Source organism: Phaeovulum veldkampii DSM 11550, from assembly GCF_003034995.1.
GTDB lineage: Bacteria > Pseudomonadota > Alphaproteobacteria > Rhodobacterales > Rhodobacteraceae > Phaeovulum > Phaeovulum veldkampii.
On the sequence record NZ_PZKF01000001.1, the window covers coordinates 111,084 to 128,995 of the forward strand.

21 protein-coding genes are annotated in these 17,912 nt (G+C 66.7%); all 21 read right to left on the bottom strand.

What is annotated here, in order from left to right; translation table 11 throughout:
* The gene (locus tag C5F46_RS00540) at nucleotides 1–711 is read right to left on the bottom strand and encodes a DUF2793 domain-containing protein (RefSeq protein WP_107323404.1); all 711 of its coding nucleotides are present in this window, start codon (nucleotides 709–711) and stop codon (nucleotides 1–3) included.
* Nucleotides 704–4,642, bottom strand: coding sequence for a baseplate multidomain protein megatron (locus C5F46_RS00545; RefSeq protein ID WP_107323405.1), 3,939 nt, complete (start codon nucleotides 4,640–4,642; stop codon nucleotides 704–706). Before C5F46_RS00545 ends, C5F46_RS00540 begins: the two co-directional genes overlap by 8 nt.
* Entirely contained in the window at nucleotides 4,642–5,085 is a 444-nt protein-coding gene (locus C5F46_RS00550) for a C40 family peptidase (protein ID WP_107323406.1), read from the bottom strand. Before C5F46_RS00550 ends, C5F46_RS00545 begins: the two co-directional genes overlap by 1 nt.
* The gene (locus C5F46_RS00555) at nucleotides 5,082–5,972 is read right to left on the bottom strand and encodes a DUF2163 domain-containing protein (RefSeq protein ID WP_107323407.1); all 891 of its coding nucleotides are present in this window, start codon (nucleotides 5,970–5,972) and stop codon (nucleotides 5,082–5,084) included. Before C5F46_RS00555 ends, C5F46_RS00550 begins: the two co-directional genes overlap by 4 nt.
* Nucleotides 5,972–6,604 carry a DUF2460 domain-containing protein gene (locus C5F46_RS00560; protein ID WP_107323408.1) on the bottom strand — a complete coding sequence of 211 codons (633 nt, stop codon included), beginning with the start codon at nucleotides 6,602–6,604 and terminating at the stop codon, nucleotides 5,972–5,974. Before C5F46_RS00560 ends, C5F46_RS00555 begins: the two co-directional genes overlap by 1 nt.
* A gap of 10 nt (nucleotides 6,605–6,614) precedes the next feature.
* Nucleotides 6,615–7,277, bottom strand: coding sequence for a phage tail tape measure protein (locus C5F46_RS00565; RefSeq protein ID WP_107323409.1), 663 nt, complete (start codon nucleotides 7,275–7,277; stop codon nucleotides 6,615–6,617).
* Entirely contained in the window at nucleotides 7,225–7,473 is a 249-nt protein-coding gene (locus tag C5F46_RS00570) for a rcc01693 family protein (RefSeq protein ID WP_107323410.1), read from the bottom strand. Before C5F46_RS00570 ends, C5F46_RS00565 begins: the two co-directional genes overlap by 53 nt.
* The gene (locus C5F46_RS00575; RefSeq protein WP_107323411.1) at nucleotides 7,470–7,790 is read right to left on the bottom strand and encodes a gene transfer agent family protein; all 321 of its coding nucleotides are present in this window, start codon (nucleotides 7,788–7,790) and stop codon (nucleotides 7,470–7,472) included. Before C5F46_RS00575 ends, C5F46_RS00570 begins: the two co-directional genes overlap by 4 nt.
* Complete coding sequence (locus C5F46_RS00580; RefSeq protein WP_107323412.1) at nucleotides 7,790–8,203, bottom strand: phage major tail protein, TP901-1 family; 414 nt, start codon at nucleotides 8,201–8,203, stop codon at nucleotides 7,790–7,792. Before C5F46_RS00580 ends, C5F46_RS00575 begins: the two co-directional genes overlap by 1 nt.
* A 23-nt stretch (nucleotides 8,204–8,226) precedes the next feature.
* Nucleotides 8,227–8,649 (bottom strand): DUF3168 domain-containing protein, encoded by a 423-nt coding sequence (locus C5F46_RS00585; RefSeq protein ID WP_107323413.1) that lies wholly within the window; start codon nucleotides 8,647–8,649, stop codon nucleotides 8,227–8,229.
* On the bottom strand, nucleotides 8,646–8,984 hold the full coding sequence (locus tag C5F46_RS00590; RefSeq protein ID WP_107323414.1) for a head-tail adaptor protein: 339 nt from the start codon (nucleotides 8,982–8,984) through the stop codon (nucleotides 8,646–8,648). Before C5F46_RS00590 ends, C5F46_RS00585 begins: the two co-directional genes overlap by 4 nt.
* Nucleotides 8,981–9,574 carry a head-tail connector protein gene (locus C5F46_RS00595; protein WP_107323415.1) on the bottom strand — a complete coding sequence of 198 codons (594 nt, stop codon included), beginning with the start codon at nucleotides 9,572–9,574 and terminating at the stop codon, nucleotides 8,981–8,983. The genes C5F46_RS00590 and C5F46_RS00595 overlap by 4 nt, the downstream gene beginning before the upstream one ends.
* A gap of 139 nt (nucleotides 9,575–9,713) precedes the next feature.
* A complete protein-coding gene (locus C5F46_RS00600) occupies nucleotides 9,714–10,904 on the bottom strand; it encodes a phage major capsid protein (RefSeq protein WP_107323416.1) in 1,191 nt (396 codons plus the stop codon).
* 35 nt (nucleotides 10,905–10,939) lie between these two features.
* Nucleotides 10,940–11,497 (bottom strand): HK97 family phage prohead protease, encoded by a 558-nt coding sequence (locus tag C5F46_RS00605; protein WP_235820034.1) that lies wholly within the window; start codon nucleotides 11,495–11,497, stop codon nucleotides 10,940–10,942.
* A 10-nt stretch (nucleotides 11,498–11,507) separates the two neighbouring features.
* Nucleotides 11,508–11,741, bottom strand: coding sequence for a GTA head formation protein, RCAP_rcc01685 family (locus tag C5F46_RS00610; protein ID WP_107323418.1), 234 nt, complete (start codon nucleotides 11,739–11,741; stop codon nucleotides 11,508–11,510).
* Between the two features lie 4 nt (nucleotides 11,742–11,745).
* Nucleotides 11,746–12,927 (bottom strand): phage portal protein, encoded by a 1,182-nt coding sequence (locus C5F46_RS00615; protein WP_107323484.1) that lies wholly within the window; start codon nucleotides 12,925–12,927, stop codon nucleotides 11,746–11,748.
* 189 nt (nucleotides 12,928–13,116) lie between these two features.
* A complete protein-coding gene (locus C5F46_RS00620; RefSeq protein WP_235820040.1) occupies nucleotides 13,117–14,472 on the bottom strand; it encodes a DNA-packaging protein in 1,356 nt (451 codons plus the stop codon).
* Nucleotides 14,408–14,743 (bottom strand): hypothetical protein, encoded by a 336-nt coding sequence (locus C5F46_RS00625; protein ID WP_235820035.1) that lies wholly within the window; start codon nucleotides 14,741–14,743, stop codon nucleotides 14,408–14,410. Before C5F46_RS00625 ends, C5F46_RS00620 begins: the two co-directional genes overlap by 65 nt.
* 217 nt (nucleotides 14,744–14,960) lie before the next feature.
* Nucleotides 14,961–15,845, bottom strand: coding sequence for a formyltetrahydrofolate deformylase (gene purU / locus C5F46_RS00630; protein ID WP_107323420.1), 885 nt, complete (start codon nucleotides 15,843–15,845; stop codon nucleotides 14,961–14,963).
* Between the two features lie 123 nt (nucleotides 15,846–15,968).
* Entirely contained in the window at nucleotides 15,969–16,292 is a 324-nt protein-coding gene (locus C5F46_RS00635) for a 2Fe-2S iron-sulfur cluster-binding protein (RefSeq protein ID WP_107323421.1), read from the bottom strand.
* A 141-nt stretch (nucleotides 16,293–16,433) separates the two neighbouring features.
* Nucleotides 16,434–17,909: a DegQ family serine endoprotease gene (locus C5F46_RS00640; protein WP_107323422.1), complete on the bottom strand. Its 1,476-nt coding sequence runs from the start codon at nucleotides 17,907–17,909 to the stop codon at nucleotides 16,434–16,436.
* Between the last annotated feature and the right edge of the window lie 3 nt (nucleotides 17,910–17,912).

The window sequence follows — 17,912 nt, forward strand, 5'->3', positions numbered from 1 at the left end:
TCACAGCCCCGGCAGACCGATCTCCAGATAATGCACCGCGATCTTTACCCGGCCTCCCGCGAACTCCCCCCCCGTCGCCGTCAGAACCAGCGGCTCGGGTGCCCAAAATGTCATCGGCTGCGACAGCATTCCCCGCGCCCAAGAGCCCAGCCCAACCCCCAGCCCCGACCCGAACCGATCCGGCGCCCCGACACTGCCCAACTGCCAGCTTTCCAGCGTGCCGCTGATCGCCGCGCTGACCCGCGCCGTCACCCCGATCACCATCGCCCCGCCCGGAATGACAAAGCCCGTGGTCGATGTGGCTCCGGGCGTAATCGCATGCTCGACCTCGCTCAGCCCCGCCATCAGCCCCGCCCCCGAGGCGCCCAGCGTCAGCGCCCCGAGAACCCAGCCCTCACCGGAATGGATCGCCATACGCCCTTCATCCGCGACAAAGGCCCGCCAACCTGCCTGCGGGGTGACGAAAATCCAGCCGCCACCCGCGCCAACCGCGATCCGCCCACCCTGCCCGGCCCAGGCATTCACCGCACCCGCAGGCACGCCATGGCAGGCTCCGTCCAACACCACTGCAGGCGGCGTGGTCAGGCTGCGCGAGGCCAGCACCAGATTGACCATTCCATCCAGCCGCAGCAGCGCCTCGTTCACGGTCACATGCTTTTGCGCCTGCGCCGCTTGTAGCAGCGGCAGCCCCAATCGGTTCGTCTCAGTCATTGAACATGATCCTTGCAGAGGGTCCGGCCCCAAAGGCATCGGACAGTTGTGCGACGTTCAGTTCGAACGGCCCCGTCACCGCATCAGCTTCCTGCATCGCGGCCGAATAGGTCCAGCCGGGGCTTGTCACCTCGACCTCCCGCCGGATCAAGCCTTCCGCGATCACCCGCACCCGATAGCGTTCGCGCGCTTCGCCCAGCGGCACCTCAAGGCTTTCCCAGCTATCGCCGTCGATCCGTGTGCGCCGCACCCAATCGGCCCGCAAATCGCCCCCCTCGCGCCGCAACCGCAGATGGCATGGCGCATAGGGTCGCAGCCCGATCCCTGCAAACGCTTCTTCCAGATGCAGATAGGACGGGTCGTCATAGCTGCGCCCCGCCGGGCCAATCCGGTAGTGCCGCGCCAGCCCCCGATTGGCGGGCGCGAGGTCGATCTGGCTCAGCGCGGTGTCGATCAGCACCACCGTGCTGCCTGCAGGCCAGACCTCGGGCATGATGCCATCGGTGCCGGCCTGCCCGCGCAACCGCTGACCAATCTCCCACAGCCCCGGCGCCACCAGAACAGCGCTGGCAAACTGGATCAGTTCCCACCTGTCGGACGACCCGTCACCGATCGCCAGCACATTGGCCCCATCCAGCAGACGCGCCTCGGAAACCGACTCCAGCGCGCCCGCCTTCAGCGCCACCCGCAGCGGCACGCCGCGATCCCACACCCCCGGCCGCGCCGCCACAAGCGGCCCCTGCGTGACCCCGATCGTGGCGCGCAGGTTCAGCAGCCGGTTCAGCCCATAGCCCGCATCCTCGCTGGCGGCATAAACCGCCACCGACCCCGGCCAGGGCAGCGCGGTAACCGCCAGATGCGGCGCGGCGGGGTCTTCGGTTCCGCGCATCAGCGGCAGGTCCAGAAACACCGGATAAACCGGCACCGGCGCCGCAAAGGGCCGTAGCGCCGCCGTCCCCTCGGCCTCGTCCGAGGGCAGATAGATCGCAGGCTCTACCCGGACGGCCTCCACCTCCAGCGCGCCCATCTGTTCGGCCCGGTCGATCCGATAGCGCCCGCGCGCCTCGGGCATGTCCAGCTCAAGCACATCACCCGCGCCCATATGGCCCAGCGAAGGCGGCAGCGAAAACCGCACCCCGTCGCGCGCCACCCGCGCCTCCGACAGCCAGCGTTCCACAATCCGCTGCGCCTCTGACCGCGTCAGCGCCAGCGGCAGTTCAGACTGCGCCGCATCGCCCCCTGCCTCGTCGGGAAAGACCGCCTCGACCGCGCTCACCTCATAATCGCCCTCGGCACCGACATAGGCGAGGCGGACCCGCCCCGCCGTCTCCGCCTCTGGCGCCCGCTCGGCCTGCAATCGCGGCCCCTCGCCCAGCGCCAGATCATCAGCGCCAAGCCGCAGACCCGCGCGCCCGTCGCGCAGGCGGAACACGATCTTGCCGTCACGCTCGGCTGCATCAAAGCCATAGGCCAGCATCAGCCCCTGCAACGCCGCCCGCCCGCTTTCGCCGCCGTGCAACGCATAGCCTCGCACCAGCCCGTGCAGCCGCGACACGTCGATGTCGCGCAGTCCCGCCGCAGCGCAGATTTCGGCCACCACATTGGCCAGAGGCTGCACACCCACCCGCCCCGAAATCCAGTGCCCGCGCGCGTAATTCGCGCCATCCGACCAGACATCGGTCAGCCCCGGAAACTGTGGATAGGGTCGCGCGTCCCAGGCCCATACATGCGCGCGCATCGCGTCCACCATCGGCCCGCCATAAAGATCAGACACGGGGTTGTTGGCAGGTTCCCCCCAGAATTCCATGACGGCCCGCAGATACTGCATCTGGATCAACTCGTCCCGCCGCCCGTCGGAATAATGGGGCAGCCCGGACTCCGAACTTTTGGGGTCCAGAAACCGATTGGGCTGGTTGCTGCCCTTGTCAACCGCGGCACAGCCGATCTCGGTGAACCAGATCGGCTTTGACCGCGGCACCCAGTCAGTCGGCTCTGCCGCCCGCACCCCCGCCACCCGGTCGTGGTGCACATTCTCCCACCAGCCGCGCAAATCCTTGTAGCGCCAGATCCAGTCCTCGCCATGGGCACCATCACGGATCGGCGTGCGGATTTGCGCATCACGGTGCTCGGGCGCGGCGTAATACCAGCTGTAGCCTTCCCCCCCCGCGATATTCGCCTTCAGATAATCCAGATCGTAGATCGAACCCCATCCCGCATCGGCGTGGTCGTCGCCGTCGCGCCAGTCCGACAGCGGCATGTAATTGTCGATGCCGATAAAGTCGATATTGACGTCCGCCCACAACGGATCGAGATGAAAGAACACCTCGCCATTACCCGGATGATCGCCGAAATATTCCGACCAATCGGCAGCATAGCCAATCTTGCAGCCAGGGCCGAGAATGGCGCGCACATCGGCCGCCAGCGCTCGCAGGGCAGCCACCGCAGGAAAGCTGTTGGCACTGCCCCGCACCCGCGTCAGCGAGACCAGTTCCGAGCTGATGCAGAACGCATCCACCCCGCCCGCCATGGCACACAGATGGGCGTAATGCAGCACGAAGCGCCGCAGCGACCATTCGGGCGGCCCAGCATAAACCAGCCGTCCCTCCTCGATGCTGAAATCGTCGGGCGCCGCCTGCCCGAAAAAGGCCGCGACCTCGTCCGCCGCTGTCGCGCTCCTGTCGGGGCTGCCGCTCTGACCCGGCGCAACCGACAGCGTGATCCGCCCGCGCCACGGCAGCGCCGCCTGCTCGGCCCCGCCCCAGGGGTCGGGCAGACCGTTGCCCTCCAGCTGATCCATCAGGATGAACGGGTAAAAGACCACGCTCTTGCCCGCGGCCTTCAGCGCCGCAATCGCCTCTCGCACCGACTGATCCGAGGGCGTCCCACCATAGACCGACCGTCCCTCGATCCGCGGCACCTCGTCGGCTTCGAGGCGCAAGATGCCCCCCGCCTGCCAGGCCATATCATTGTCAAACAACCCGAAAAGCCCGCGCTTTCCGGTCCGCCCCTCATGGTCCCGCGTCTCGACCTTGGGCCGGATACGGCAGGCCCCGCAGCGCAGATCATCACCAAACCACGACACCACCAGCGAGACCGACCCGCAGGCGGGCAATTCCTCGTCCAGCGCCCGCAGCGCCACGGCAAAGTCGGTCCCCCCCGCCGCCGAATGCACATTGGCAGCGACATTCTCGCCCAAGCCCTTGGCGTAATGCACCGCTGTTGTCGCCAACGCATATTCCCCGGTGCCCGGAATCAGTGCCACGGCGCGCACCGCACGTCCCAGATCAGACCCCGGCGCAACCAGCGGCCCCTGCGCCGGGCGCACCACCTCAAATGTCAGCTGTGGCACCCGGTTGCCAAACTTTTCCAGTTGCAGGTTCTCGAACACCACATAGGCAATACCGCGATAGGCCGGAGCCCGCCCCGCGCCCTCCACCGCCTCGATCTTCGGGTCTGGAAGCTGATCTTCCGACCCACAATAGACCCGCAGGTTCAACCCCGCGGTCTCCAACTCGATGCCATCGGCCCAGACCCGGCCCAGCCGGGTGATCTCGCCCTCGCACAGCGCCACCGCCAAACTGACGCTATAGCTGTATTGCGTCACGCTGGGTCCGCTAGGCGCCCCCTTGCCACCGCCGCTGGTGGTCTTTTTCTCGGCAAAGCGCGTGGCCCAGATCACCTGCCCGGCCACCCGCACCCGGCCCCAGATCCGCCCCACGGGCGCACCTTCGCTGGCCCCGGTCAGACGGAACCGGTCGATCCGCCCCGTCTCCACCGCGGCTGAACCCGACCCAAGCAACCTCTGATCAATCGCCCGACCTATGGTCGCGCCGACCGAACGGCCGATCACCGCCCCCGACAGGCCCAGAATCGTGCCGCCAAAGCCAGCCCCGAACGCCGCCCCCACCGCCGAAAGAACTATCGTCGCCATTACATCGCCCCTTCCGGAAACCGAAACCGCGCCACGATCCGGCGGCGCCACGGAGCCGAAAGCGGGCTTTCCACCACCGCGTGCCCCGAATAGGCGTGAATGAAACTGGCCTGCCGCCCGACCTGCCCCACCAGCCCCAGATGCTTGGCCACCCCGCCGTCGCGCATCCGGAACAGCAGCACCTCGCCCACAGCCTCCGGCTCCCGCCCCGGCAGCGCGATCAGATGCCGCCGCGCCCCCGCCCACAGCCGCTCCTCGTGCGCAGGCTCTGACCAGTCGGCGGTATAGGCGGGCACCGGCTCCGGCTCGGCGCCATACAACTCTCGCCAGACGCCGCGCAAAAGCCCAAGGCAGTCGGTGCCCGCGCCCTTTGTCGAATGCTGATGCAGATAGGGCGTCCCGATCCAGCCACGGGCCAAGACCGCGGCGCGTTCCCCGATCATCGCGACATCCTCCCGCCATCATTGCCGCCGGTCCGGGCGGGGTAGGAACTCATCCAGTCTTCGCCCGGCAGATGCGGAAAACCACGAAAGTTCAGAAAGTTTGCAAACTTTAGCCGACATGTCTCTTCGCGCCGGTCGCAACCGGCGCTGATCCGCACCCGGTCGCCCGGCGAAACCGGCGCGCGCAGCCCCTGCCACAACTCGATCCGGCGCTCGCCATCCGCCGCCAGCCGGTCGTTCTTGACGACCCCGACCAGCCCCGCCGCAGCGCCCGTCAACACATCGAAGCGGCCCTTTTCAAACCAGCGGTCAGCAAACCCCCGCAGATTGGCAAAGCCAAAGACCTGCCCGCCCGCCACCGTCTCGATCGTCACCTCGGCAAGGTAGCCCGCCTGGGCCAGATCAACCCGGCAGGCCGCGTCCCCCAGAATGGCCGAACAGCGCGGGTGATAAATCCGGCCCTGCTCACGCCCCAGCGCCTCGGCCAGCCCCCGTAGCTCGGCGGTAAAAGCCCCTTCTGCCCGGCGGATTTCGCCCAGATGACCACGAAACAGCAACGCCCGCTGCCCCACATCGGCCCAGTTCACCAGCCAGGCGCGCACCTCGGCCCCGTCATAGCGCCCGGCCTGAATATCGGCCTCGGTGATCGCGGCGCTGCTCAGCGCGCCCACCGCCTCGCTGTTGTCCACCGAAAGCCCGGTGGTCTGCGCCAAAGCCCGCGCCGTCATCCCCGACTCGGGGCGAAAGTCGATCCCGTCAAAGCCCAGCGCGCGGTCATGGTCGGTGAACCCCAGCACCCGCCCATCGGGCCGCGTCACCGCCCAGACCCGGCACAAGGTCGTGCAGCCGGCCGCCAGATGCGCCTTCAACGCCTCGCAATAGCCCATCAGACCCGCACCTCCACCACCGGAACCTGCGGCACGTCGCCCGCCTGAAACGAGGCGACCGACACCTGAATCCGGTCGGTATCAAACCGCACCGGCACGTCGAACTCATAGCCCGCCGTCACCACCGCCCCCTGAGGCGGCGCCACCGCGAACTGCACAAGTCCGGTGGCACAATCCACCGAAAATGCCGAATCCGTGCTCTGATGATGGCCCTGAATCCCCACCCGCACCGTTCCCGCCACCGGCTTGGTGATCGGCCGGGTATAGCTGACCCCGCCCGAAGCATAGATCTTGGACAGCGCAAACTCCGTGCTTCGGCCATCTCCGATGCCAATGAGCTGATCTTCCCAGCCCACCGCGCGCGACGCCGGACAGGATTTCCAATCCGACCAGTCCTTCCAGCGAAAGCCATGCAACTGCCCGCCCCGCGCCTCGAAAAAAGCAATCAGCGCCTCGACATCGTCCAGACTGCGCAAGCCCAGTCCGGCGTCGTAATATCGGCGTGAATGGGCCCAGGGCGTGTTGCGCTCCTCATGCCCCGAGGCCAGCGCCACAATCTCGGTGCGCCGCTCCGGGCCGCCGACCGAGCCGAAACTCAGGTTCGCCGGAAATCGAACTTCGTGAAATGCCATTTTCGTCTCCTCAGCGGTTGCGCTCGCCCCGCGCCAGCGCGCGGCTCAGTTGCGCCGCGATCTGGCCCTGGCTGCGGGCAAAACCCGCGGTGTCGGGCGTGGTGACATTCATCGTCACGTTGATCGCCCGGCCCCCGCCCGCCGCCTGCACCCCCAGCCGCCCGTCAGCACCGCGCGCCAGCGGCATGATCGCCTCCGGCCCCGCCTCGCCCATCAGGCCGGTGCCGCCGCGCATCGGGAATGCCGTGGCCTGCGCCACGACGCCCCCCTTGGCAAAGGGCATCACGCGGCCCTGCGCAAAGGCCCCGCCCGTCGCAAAAGGCAAGGCCCCGCTGAAAAGCCCGTTCAGCCCGTTGGCAATCGCCCCCCCCAGCGCGCTCTGGATCGGCCGCATCGCCACCGAATAGACGCTTTGTGCCATCGTCTCGGCCACGCCTTTCAGCGCCTCCGACAGCTTCATCCCGTCAAAGATCAGCCCGTCAAAGGCGCTGCGCAGCCCGCGCCCGATTCCGTTTGACAACTGGCTCACCTCGCGCCCGGTAAAGACCATACTCTCCCGCATCCGGCCCAGTTCGGTGTTGAAACTCGCCGCCATCACCTCGGCCCCGCCCAATGATTTCTCAAGCGCCGCCGCCTGCTGGCCCAAGCTGTCCAGCCCGTCCACCTCGATCATTCTCCGCTCCTTTCGCCTGATCCGGCCAGCGCGCGGCCAGTTCGTCCAGCCGCGCGCGCGTCAACGGTGCCGGTCCCGCATACGCCCCCAGCATCAGCGCCAGTTCGGCGGGCGTCAGCCGCCAGAACTCCTCGGGCTGCAGCCGCAACCCCACCAGTCCGCCCCGCATCAGCCCTGGCCAGTCCAGCCCGCTCATGGGGCGCCCGGCACCGTGAAGGCGCGCGCCAGCAATTGCGCCGCCAGCCGCGCCGCCTCTACCGGACCGCCACCAATCTCGACCGTGCGCATATCCTCGGCACTGCCCTGCCAGCCACCCCCGCGCAGCCCCGCGACCAGCAGCGCCAGCACGTCGCGCGTGGAAAACCGCCCGCCTTCGAACCGCTCCACCAGATCAATCAGGCTGCCCGGCTCCAGCGTGGCCTCCAACTCGGCCAGCGCCCCCAGCGTCAGCTTTGCCACATGGCGCCGGCCATCCAGCCAGACCTCCACCTCACCCGCCCAGGGGTTCGCCATCACAGCGCCGTAAAGCTCAACTGCCCCGCCGAGGCGAGGCTGATCTCATAGGTCGCCTCGCCATTGTGGCTGCCCGCATAATCGATCGACGAAATCAGGAACGGCCCCTGCACGATGCCGAAATCTGGGATGATGATCTGAAACCCAGGCGTTTCACCGTCAAAAAATATCTGGCGTGCGCGTTCATCCGTCACCGCATCCCGAAACACGCCCGAACCGCTGATCGAGGCCGATTTCACCCCCGCCCCCGCCAGCAGCTCGCGCCAGCCGCCCTGCGATTCAAGGCTCGTCACATCCACCGTTTCCGCGTTGAAGCTGATCCGCGTTGCGCGAAGCCCCGCCACCGTCTCGAACAGGCCGGAGCCATTCAGATCGACCTTCAAAAGCAGATCCTTGCCGTTCTGCGCTGCCATGTCTTGTCTCCGTTCTGTGTTGCTCAGGTTTCGATCCGGGCGCGAAATGTCAGGTCGATCCGGCGCAGGGCGCCGGTTTCCACCCGCCGGGCGCGCGCGCGCAGGAACCACAGCCCGACCAGATGCCCGCGGCTCAGCGTCAGGCCCGCCCCCCTCGCTGATGCCCCCGTCAGCGCCTCCGACACCGCCGCAGCCACCGCCTTGGCGGTCTGAAATCCGGCAGCATCGGTCACCACCGACACTGTAAAATCATGCTCGGCCCCGGCCCCCGTCGCATCCGAGGCATCGCGTACATCCTCGGGGCCAAGGCTGACATAAGTGCCCGCCACCGGGCCGGGCGGGGCCGCGTCAAACACCGCCTCGCCCACCAGCGCCGTCACCGCCGGATCATCCCGCAACCGCGCATAAACCGCCGCTTGCAACGCGGCGCCTGCTGCATAGCTCATGCCACCACCTCCTCTTGCGCAAAGCAGGTCAGATAGCGCGCGCCGGGGTCTGCCTCGGCCACCGCCAGAATGCGGAACACCCGCCCCCCCTCACGCAGCCGTTGCTCGGGCCGCGGGCGGCGCGGGCTGCCCTCGGGTGCCGCCCGCAGCGTGATCCGCCACGCCACCAGGGCCAGCGTCAGCAACTCGCCCGCCCGCTCGCGCCCCGCACCAGCCCGCACCTCGGCCCAGACCTCACCCAGACCGACCCAGTCCAGCACATGCCCGCCCGCGCCATCGGGGACGCGCCGCGCCTCCTCCAGCACCAGCCGCCGGTTCAGACGCGGCGCGCTCATCCCTGGCCCCCCAGCACACGCACCGTGCGCCAGCGCTCGATCAGCGCAAGCACACCAAAGGGCATCGCCTGCCCGCCACCGCCCTCATGGCGGCTTTCATAATATTGCGCGGCCAGCAAGAACACCGCCTGCGCCAGATCGGCGGGCAGTTCTGCCCACCCCGGCCCAAAGCCCGCGGTAAAAACGATCTCCACCGCGCCCCCCAAGGGGATCGGGGGCAGCACGCCCCCGACCCCCGCGATCCGCGGCCGCCCCAGATCACGGATCAGCCGGTAGCGCGCAGGGTCAACCACACTCAGCCCGCCCGCCCGATCCAGCAACCGCATCGCCTCGACCGATACCACCGGCGCCACTGGCAGCGGCTGCGCCCCGGTGCCACGCCAACACTCCAGCTCCAGCAGAAAACGCCGCGCCAGCAGCGCCTTTGCCGTCCGCCCCTCGATCGCCGCCAGCGCGGCCCGCAAATAGGCCTCCAGCGCTGCATCCTCGGCCGCCACATCGGCAAAGCCGCTGCCCAGCCGCAGATGATCGCGAAATGCCACCACCGGCAGCGCCCCTGCGGGCACCGGCTCCTGTTCGATCAATCTCATCCGATCTCTCCGAAAACGCCCCGATTGGTTCCGGACGCGGGCCCCCCGCCGCCGCTCGGACGGAGGGAGCAGCTAGACGACGGCAAGGCCGACCCGCGCCCGGAGCGCTGGGGCCGGTTTCCCGGCCCCGTTCACCGCCTCAGGCGACGGCGAATTTCAGCAGCTTGATCGCAGCAAAGTCGCTGACATCGCCGCCCACGCGCTTCGAGGCGTAGAACAGCACATGCGGCTTGGCCGAGAACGGATCGCGCAGCACCCGCAGATCGGGGCGCTCGGCAATGGTGTAGCCGTATTTGAAATCACCAAAGGCAATCGCATAGGTGCCAGCGGCGATGTCGGGCATATCCTCTGCAATCAGCACCGGATACCCCATCAGCCGCGCCGGCTCGCCTGCCGCCAGCCCGTCCGACCACAGAAACCGGCCATCGGCATCCTTCATCTTGCGCACCGCGCCCGCGGTTTTGGAATTCATCACGAAGGTCGCATTGGCGCGGTATTCGGCATCCAGCGCATAGACCAGATCGACAATCGCATCCGACGAATTCAACGTGGCGAAATCACCGTCATTGCCGGTCGCCACATAGCCCAGCTTGCCCCAACTCCACGCCGCCTCGGCCACTTTCGGATGGGTCAGAAAGCCGGTGGGCTTGTCGATCCCGTCGCCGATGACAAAGGCCCCCGCCTCGGCGCGTGCAAAACGGTCGGCAATGCGGTTGGCCAGCCAGTCCTCGATATCAAAGGCGCTGTCATCCAGCAGCCGCTGGCTCGCCTTCGGCATCGCGGCCAGTTCGTGCAGCGGAATGCTGATCCGGTCGATCTGCGGCGTCACGGTTTCGGTCAGCGCCGCGGTTTCCGACGCCCAGCCAGAGCCAAGCTCGGAATGGTCCACCAGCACATCGAACGAGGTCGCCTCGACATTCACCACATTGGCGATCTGGCGGATCGAGGCGGTGGCCTTCAGCACCCCGCGGATCGTCTCCGAAGTGCGCGGATCGACCAGATAGCCACCCTCACCGGCCACCTGCGTGTTCAGGGCCTTGCCCTCCAGCATCAGGCCCCGCAGCCCGTCATCATCGCCCGAGCGCAGATAGGCCGCAAAGGCCTTCTGATGCGGCGCGGCGGTCTCGACGGCGGCCGAAAGCGCGGGGCGGCCTGCGATATGGGATTTTGCGTGGATCATGGTCACTCGCTCTTCCTGCTGTTGAAGCTTCATCTTGATTTCGTCCTGAAAGCCTTTGACCTCATTCAGGAAATCAGCCAGGGCAGCCTTCACCCCGACGCCTTGGCCCTCAGACATGCCTGCCCCGATCCGGGACTTGGTCTCGGTCATCTTCGCTCTCCTCTTGCTTCAGTCGTGTCGGTGGCCTAACGGTCCGCCAGCATCCGGGCCGCATCGGCAAATGCCGCGGCCAGATCGCGCAGATCGTCGGCTCCAGGCACCTCGCCCTTCGCGCCGACCCGCGCCTGCGGCAGCATCGGGAAGGTCACCACCGACACCTCCCAAAGCTCCAGTTCCGTCAAAAGGCGGCGCCCTTGGCCATCCTTTTCCGCCGCAACGGTGCGATAACCGATCGACAGCCCGTCGATCGCCCCCGCCGAAATCAGCGCCGCCGCCTCGCGCGCCCTCGCGATCTCAGGCAAAAGTCGCCCCTTGACCCACAGCCCCCGCTCATCTTCGCGGATTTCATCCCACACGCCGATCGGCTGGGCCGGGTCGTGCTGCCACAGCATCTTGACCCGCCCCCCCTTGGCCACCAGCCGCGCCAGCCCCGCGCCATAGGCGCCCGGCTGCACCACATCGCCGCCCTGATCGGCCAACCCGAACAGGCTCGCATAGCCCGCAATTTCTGATCCCTCGGTCACCGCCAGATCGCCGCCCGGCGTGCAGAACTTTAGCTCCAGCCCGTAATAATCTGTCATCATGCGCTTTTCCTCATCTCGGGGCATATTCCAGAATGCCCTGCACCGCCTGCGTCAGAATCACGGCCACCACCCCGTAAACCGTCATCCACAGCCGCCGTTCCAACCCGCCGATCATCGCCTCGATCCGCTCCAGACGCTTCTCCACCTGCGAAAACTGCAAGGCCATGATCCGCTCGGTCGCCTCGAACCGCTGCTCATGCACCTCGAACGGCGCCTTGAGATAGCGCGATCCGCCTGCCTCCATCGCCTCAGCCCTCCACCAGGGGCGGCAATCCCAGCAGCGCACGCTTTTCCGCGGCGGTCAGAAATGCCGCCTCGCCCACCCGTTTCCATTGCTGATCACGCTCACCCGCCAGCGCCGGGATCTGGTCCAGATCGGGCCGCAACTCGACGATCTGCCCCATATGGGTCGATAACCAATAGGCAACCGCCGCCGTCACTCGGGTAGCCAGCGGCAACACTGTCAGTCGGTAAAACGCCCGATGCGCCTCCTGATAATTGGCATAGGTCGCATCACCCGGTATGCCCAAAAGCATCGGCGGCACACCAAAGGCCACCGCAATCTCGCGCGCCGCCGCCTCCTTGGTGGCGTGAAACTCCATGTCCGAGGGCGAAAACCCCATCGGCTTCCAGTCCAGCCCACCCTCCAGCAACATCGGCCGCCCCGCATTGCGCGCGCCCTGATGGTGCATCTCCATCTCGAACACCAGCCGATCATACTGCTCGGGAGCCAGCATCCCTTGCCCGTCGGTGCCCTTGTAGACAATCGCCCCCGAGGGCCGGGCAGCATTGTCCAACAGCCCCTTCGACCAAGCGCTGGCACTGTTGTGCACGTCAATCGCCGTGGCCGCCGCCTGCATCGGGCTCAGCCCGTAATGGTCATCCTGCGGATGGAATGCCTTGATATGGCAAATCGGGTCGGGGTGCCCGGTCATGTCGAACCGATGCTTGCGCCCGCCTACGGTATAGTCATAGGCCACCGGCCAGCCATCCGCCCCTGGCACGATGCTGATCCGGTCGGCACGCAGCACATGCAACTCGCGCGGCAACCCCGGCTCCTCAGCCACCGCCTCCAGATAGCCGTTACCCGACAGCAGCATCTGGCCATACAATGCCTCGAAAAGCTCGGCCCGCCCCTGCCCGGCATTGGGCCTGCGCATCAACTCCAGCAGCGGATGCAGCTCATAGCGCCGCGCGGCATCCTGGCACACCAGCGGCAGCGCTGCCGCCGCCTCGGCAATCAGCTTGACACAGCGAAACCCGACCGGGTTTCCGGTAAACCCGGTCCGCGTCAGGCTGCCCACATCGCGCGGCGACCAGACCACCCGGCCGGTGCCCGCCGCCAATGCCACCACCCGCCCCGTGGCCGAGGCCTTGCGCTGGGGCGCAGCTCGTTCTCCGCCGTCCCGGCGAAAGAATTGCATCACCATGTCCATCTCCTTGCAGGCCGACCCAACCGGGCCCGGCGAAACGAAAAGGGCCGCGACAATCGTCCGGCCCTCGCGCGCGATCCCTCTGCCGCAACGGGGGCTTCGCGCCCCCGCACCCCCGCGGGATATTTCAACAACGGGAAGGCCCCTTCATCTTGGCTTGACTATCGCCGCCGGAGACTTCCCCGGTCAAAGTACCCGCACCTGCGGGCGCTGGTAATGCGCGGCAGGCTCCACGATCAGTTCGTGCAGCGCCCAGACCAGCGCATCCAGCCGGTCGGGGCTGCCGCGTCCGCGATAGCCCTGCGCCGTCATCCGGCACATCTGATCTTCCAGCGCGCCCAAGCCCCGCAAGTGGCTCACGCGCCCCTGTTCGTAAAGCGCCGCAACCGGCTCGGCCCGCAGCCCCTTGCCCCGGCCCGCGCGCAGCGCGCGGAACGGCACCAAGGGATCAATCTGCCGGATCACGCTTTCCACCAGATCGCCGCCCTGGTTGACCTCGGCCACCAGCCGCTCGGCCCCATGCCGCTGCATAGCGGCCAGCGCTGCCCGCGCCCATTCCGCGGGCGAGGCCCCCTTCACGGTCGCATCCTCCAGCACATAAGCGCGCCAGTCCTGCACCGGCCCCCGCGTGACCGCCCCCACTACGACGATACCGCATTCATCCGCCGCCGCACCGGAACTGACCACCGGATCGACCGCTACCACGATCCGGTCCAGATCGGGCGCGGCCTCGATCCGCACGGCCTCCAATCCTGCTGTTGTCCAAAGCGCCCCCTCGACCTCTTCCAGCAAGATGCCATCCAGTTCCTGCCGCCCGATCCGGGTGCCCGCATAGCGCGCCCGCACCTCATCCAGAAACGAGGCCGCCAGATAGGCCCGGTTCGCCTCGGTCGGCGCATGGGTCAGCACGGTGGAGGGGTTGCGCAAAATCGCCTTCAGCACCCCCACATTGCGCGGGGTCGTGGTCACCACCTGCTGCGGGTGGTCCCCCAGCCGCAGCGCGAATTGCAGCATGTCCCAGGCCTCCTCGGCGCGCTTCCACTTGGCCAGCTCATCCGCCCAGGCCGCATCGAATTGTGGCCCCCGCAGGCTTTCGGGCTCATGCGCCGAAAACACCTGCGCGGTGGCGCCATTGGACCAGACCAGCCGCTTGCGCCCCGCCTCCCAGTCGGGCCGACGATCAGGCGGCGAACATGCCAGTATCCCGCTGTCGCCAAACACCATCACTTCGCGCACCTGATCGACGGTTTCCCCCACCAGCGCCACCCGCCGCGCCCGGCCGGGGTCGGCGGGGCGCGCGCCTTCCACCTGCGCGCGCACCCATTCCGCCCCGGCCCGCGTCTTGCCCGCCCCGCGCCCGCCCATGATGACCCAGGATCTCCAGGCCCCCTCGGGCGGCAATTGGTGCGGCAGCGCCCAGAATTCGAACAACCACGGCAGTGCCAGCAGCGCCTCCGCGCTCAGCCCCGTCAGAAACTCATCCACCTCCTCCGGCCTCGCGGAGGCAAGCCAGGCGGCGCCCGATCTCGTCTCGCGCCGCATCGAGGTCGAGCGCATGATCCCGCACGACCCCGGCAACCTGTTTGCGGAGTTTTTCAACCCTGGTCCTTTCATCCATCACCATCTGCAAGGCGGCGCGAAGATCCTTCACCGCCTGCACGGCGGTCTTGACCTCTCCGGTCTTGCCCTGCCGAACCTCTCGCAAGGCCGCCGCCAGTTCGCCGGCCGTCTCGCGAAAAATCTCCTCCGTCTCCGAGATCAGATCCGGAGCCGCTTCCTCCTCCGAGAAAGTCATTGTCATCTGCTGCTGCACCCGCCTCTCATGCCGATCCGCACGAGCAAAACGAAAAAGCGGCTCCGGGTTTCCCCGTGCCGCTTGCCCACTTCTCCTAGCATGTCAGATTTCTACTATAAGCCGTTCGCAAAGTCAAGCATTAAATCTATGGTTGCAAGTTTCATCTTGGTAAAAATATCCCGGGGGGCGCTGGGGGCAGCGCCCCCCGCTTCTCCGGCTCATACCTATTCCCCGGTCAGCCCATCCGCTCCGAGGCGTAAGAGCCGGGGCTTGCCGGAAAGACCACCGTCTTGGCCCGGTTCAGAAACACCCGGTGGTGAATATGGGCATGAATAGCGCGAGCCAGAACCTGCGCCTCAACATCGCGGCCCAGGCTGACATAATCCTCCGGGCTTTGCGCATGGGTCACGCGCACGGTGTCCTGTTCGATGATCGGGCCTTCGTCCAGATCGGCGGTCACATAATGCGCCGTCGCCCCGATCAGCTTCACCCCTCGCTCATAGGCCTGCTTGTAAGGGTTCGCGCCCTTGAAACTGGGCAGGAAGGAATGATGAATATTGATGATCCGCCCCGACATCTTCTGACAGACCGCATCTGACAGAACCTGCATGTAGCGCGCTAGAACCACCAGTTCGGCCCCGGTTTCCTCGACCACCGTCATCAGCCGCGCCTCGGCCTCGACCTTGGTCTCCTTGCTGACCTTGACGTGGTAAAACGGGATATCGTGGTTCACCACCAGCTTCTGATAGGTCAGATGGTTCGACACGACCCCCACAATCTCGATCGGCAGCGCCCCAATGCGCCAGCGATACAGAAGATCGTTCAGGCAATGCCCGAAGTTCGACACCATGAGCAGCACCTTCATTCGCCGCCCCGCGTCATGCAGTGCCCAGACCATGCCGAATTCAGCCGCCACCGGGGCAAAGCCCGCACGCAGATCGTCGCCGCTCATCCCGGTTTCGGACAAAAAGGTGATCCGGGTGAAAAAAGTTCCGCTCTGCGGGTCGTCGAACTGGGCACTGTCGGTGATATTGCAGCCCTGCGCCGCCAGATTGGCCGATATCGCCGCAACAACCCCCCGCTGCGACCGGCAGGTCACTGTCAAAACATAGGCCGTCATTTCTGCCCGTCCCCCATCGCTCGTGTTATCCTTGCGCGCAACACTGCGCCCCGGCGCGCGCGCCGCCTGCCCCCTTGCGACCGCCGCGCCGTCAAAGGCGACGGGGCGGCCTGTGGGGTCTTGTCAGATCTGCTTTTCGGGAATGTTCACCACCAGACCATCCAGCGCCTCGGTAACCTTGATCTGACAGGTCAAGCGCGAGCGTTTCGGGTCGGGCAGATAGGCAAAGTCGAGCATATCCTCTTCCATCGCCTGCTTCTTCGGCAGCTTGTCCACCCATTCGGGCGCCACATAGACATGGCAGGTGGAACAGGCGCAGGCGCCGCCGCAATCGGCGTCGATCCCCGGAATGCCGTTGTCGCGCGCGCCTTCCATCACGGTCAGGCCGGGGCGCACATCCACGACATGCTCGGTGCCGTTGTGTTCCACATAGGTGATCTTCGCCATCGCTCTTCATCCCTCCTGTCGGGGCTCCGCCCCTCTGCGGCCAAAGACTTAGGCCAAGCGCCGGGAATTTGCCAGCCCCCGTTGCCCAGACCGAAAAGGGCGCCCGAAGGCGCCCTCTCGACCAAATCCCGTCCCGACCGTTCAAAACACCGGCAGCGCCACAAAGCGCGGCTCGCCACCGCGCCGGATCAACAACAACAAAGACTTGCGCCCTGCCGCTTTCGCCTCGGCCACCCGCGCGTCCAACTCGGCCAGCGAGGCAACCGGTTGCTGCCCCGCCTCGGTGATCACATCACCCGCGCGCAGGCCCTTCTTCGCCGCCTCGCTATCGGCCGAAACCGAACGGATCAGCAGCCCCTGCGTGGTCTCTGCCAACCCCAGTTCCACCGCCTGATCGGGCGACACCGGCACAATCGTCATGCCCAGCATCTCGCGCTCTGTCGGCTGCGGGGTGCTCATGCCGGTCTGCACCGGCTCGGCCTCGGCCAGTTCGCGCCGTCCCAGCGTGACCAGCAGCGTCTGGCTCTTGTCGCCGCGCGTCACCGTCACCCGCACCGCCTGCCCCACCGGCGCATCGGCCACGCGGCGCACCAGATCGCGGGTGTTCTTGACCTCGCCCCCGTCAAAGGCGGTGATCACATCGCCCGCCAGCATCCCCGCATCGGCCGCAGGCCCCGCCGGAACATCGGTCACCAGCGCGCCCACGGTGGATTTCAGCCCCATCGCTTCGGCCATATCGGGGCTGATGTCCTGAATCTTGACTCCCAGCCAGCCGCGCCGCGTCTCGCCGAATTCCCTCAGTTGGGTCACAACCTTCTGCACCACATTCGACGCCATCGAGAACCCGATCCCGATCGACCCGCCATTGGGCGACAGGATCGCGGTGTTCACCCCCACAACCTCGCCGTTCATGTTGAACAACGGCCCGCCCGAGTTGCCCCGATTGATCGCCGCGTCGGTCTGAAGGAAATCGTCATAGGTGCCCGACAATTCGCGGTTGCGCGCCGAAACGATGCCCGCCGACACCGAAAAGCCCTGCCCCAGCGGGTTGCCCATCGCCATCACCCAGTCACCCACCCGGATCACATCCGAATTACCGAATTTCACAAAGGCAAGCGGCTTGGTGCTTTCTACCTTCAGTACCGCAATATCGGTTTTCGGGTCGGTGCCCACCACCTTGGCTGGCAGCGTATTGCCCGAAAAGAATTCCACCTCGATCTCGTCGGCGCCTTCAATCACATGGTTATTGGTGACGATGAAACCGTCCTCGGAAATAACAAACCCCGACCCAAGCGCATTCGACCGCTGCGGCGCTGTTTCGCCCGGCCCGCCCGGCATCCCGAAATCGCGGAACAAATCCTCAAACGGCGAACCTTCGGGAAAGATCGGTCCGGGCCGCACTGGCGCCGCAACCGTGGTCGAGGTGGTGATATTCACCACCGCCGGGCTGACCTGTTCGGTCAGATCGGCAAAACTTTCCGGCACCCCGCGCGCGAATGCGGGCGCCGTCGGACCTGTCGCCAGCGCAAGCCCCAGCATCGCCGCCCCGGCAAACCGGGCCAGCCCACGAACCGCGCCCCGGCCGCCCAAAGCCTGCGGAATTGTCTGTGCCGTCATCGT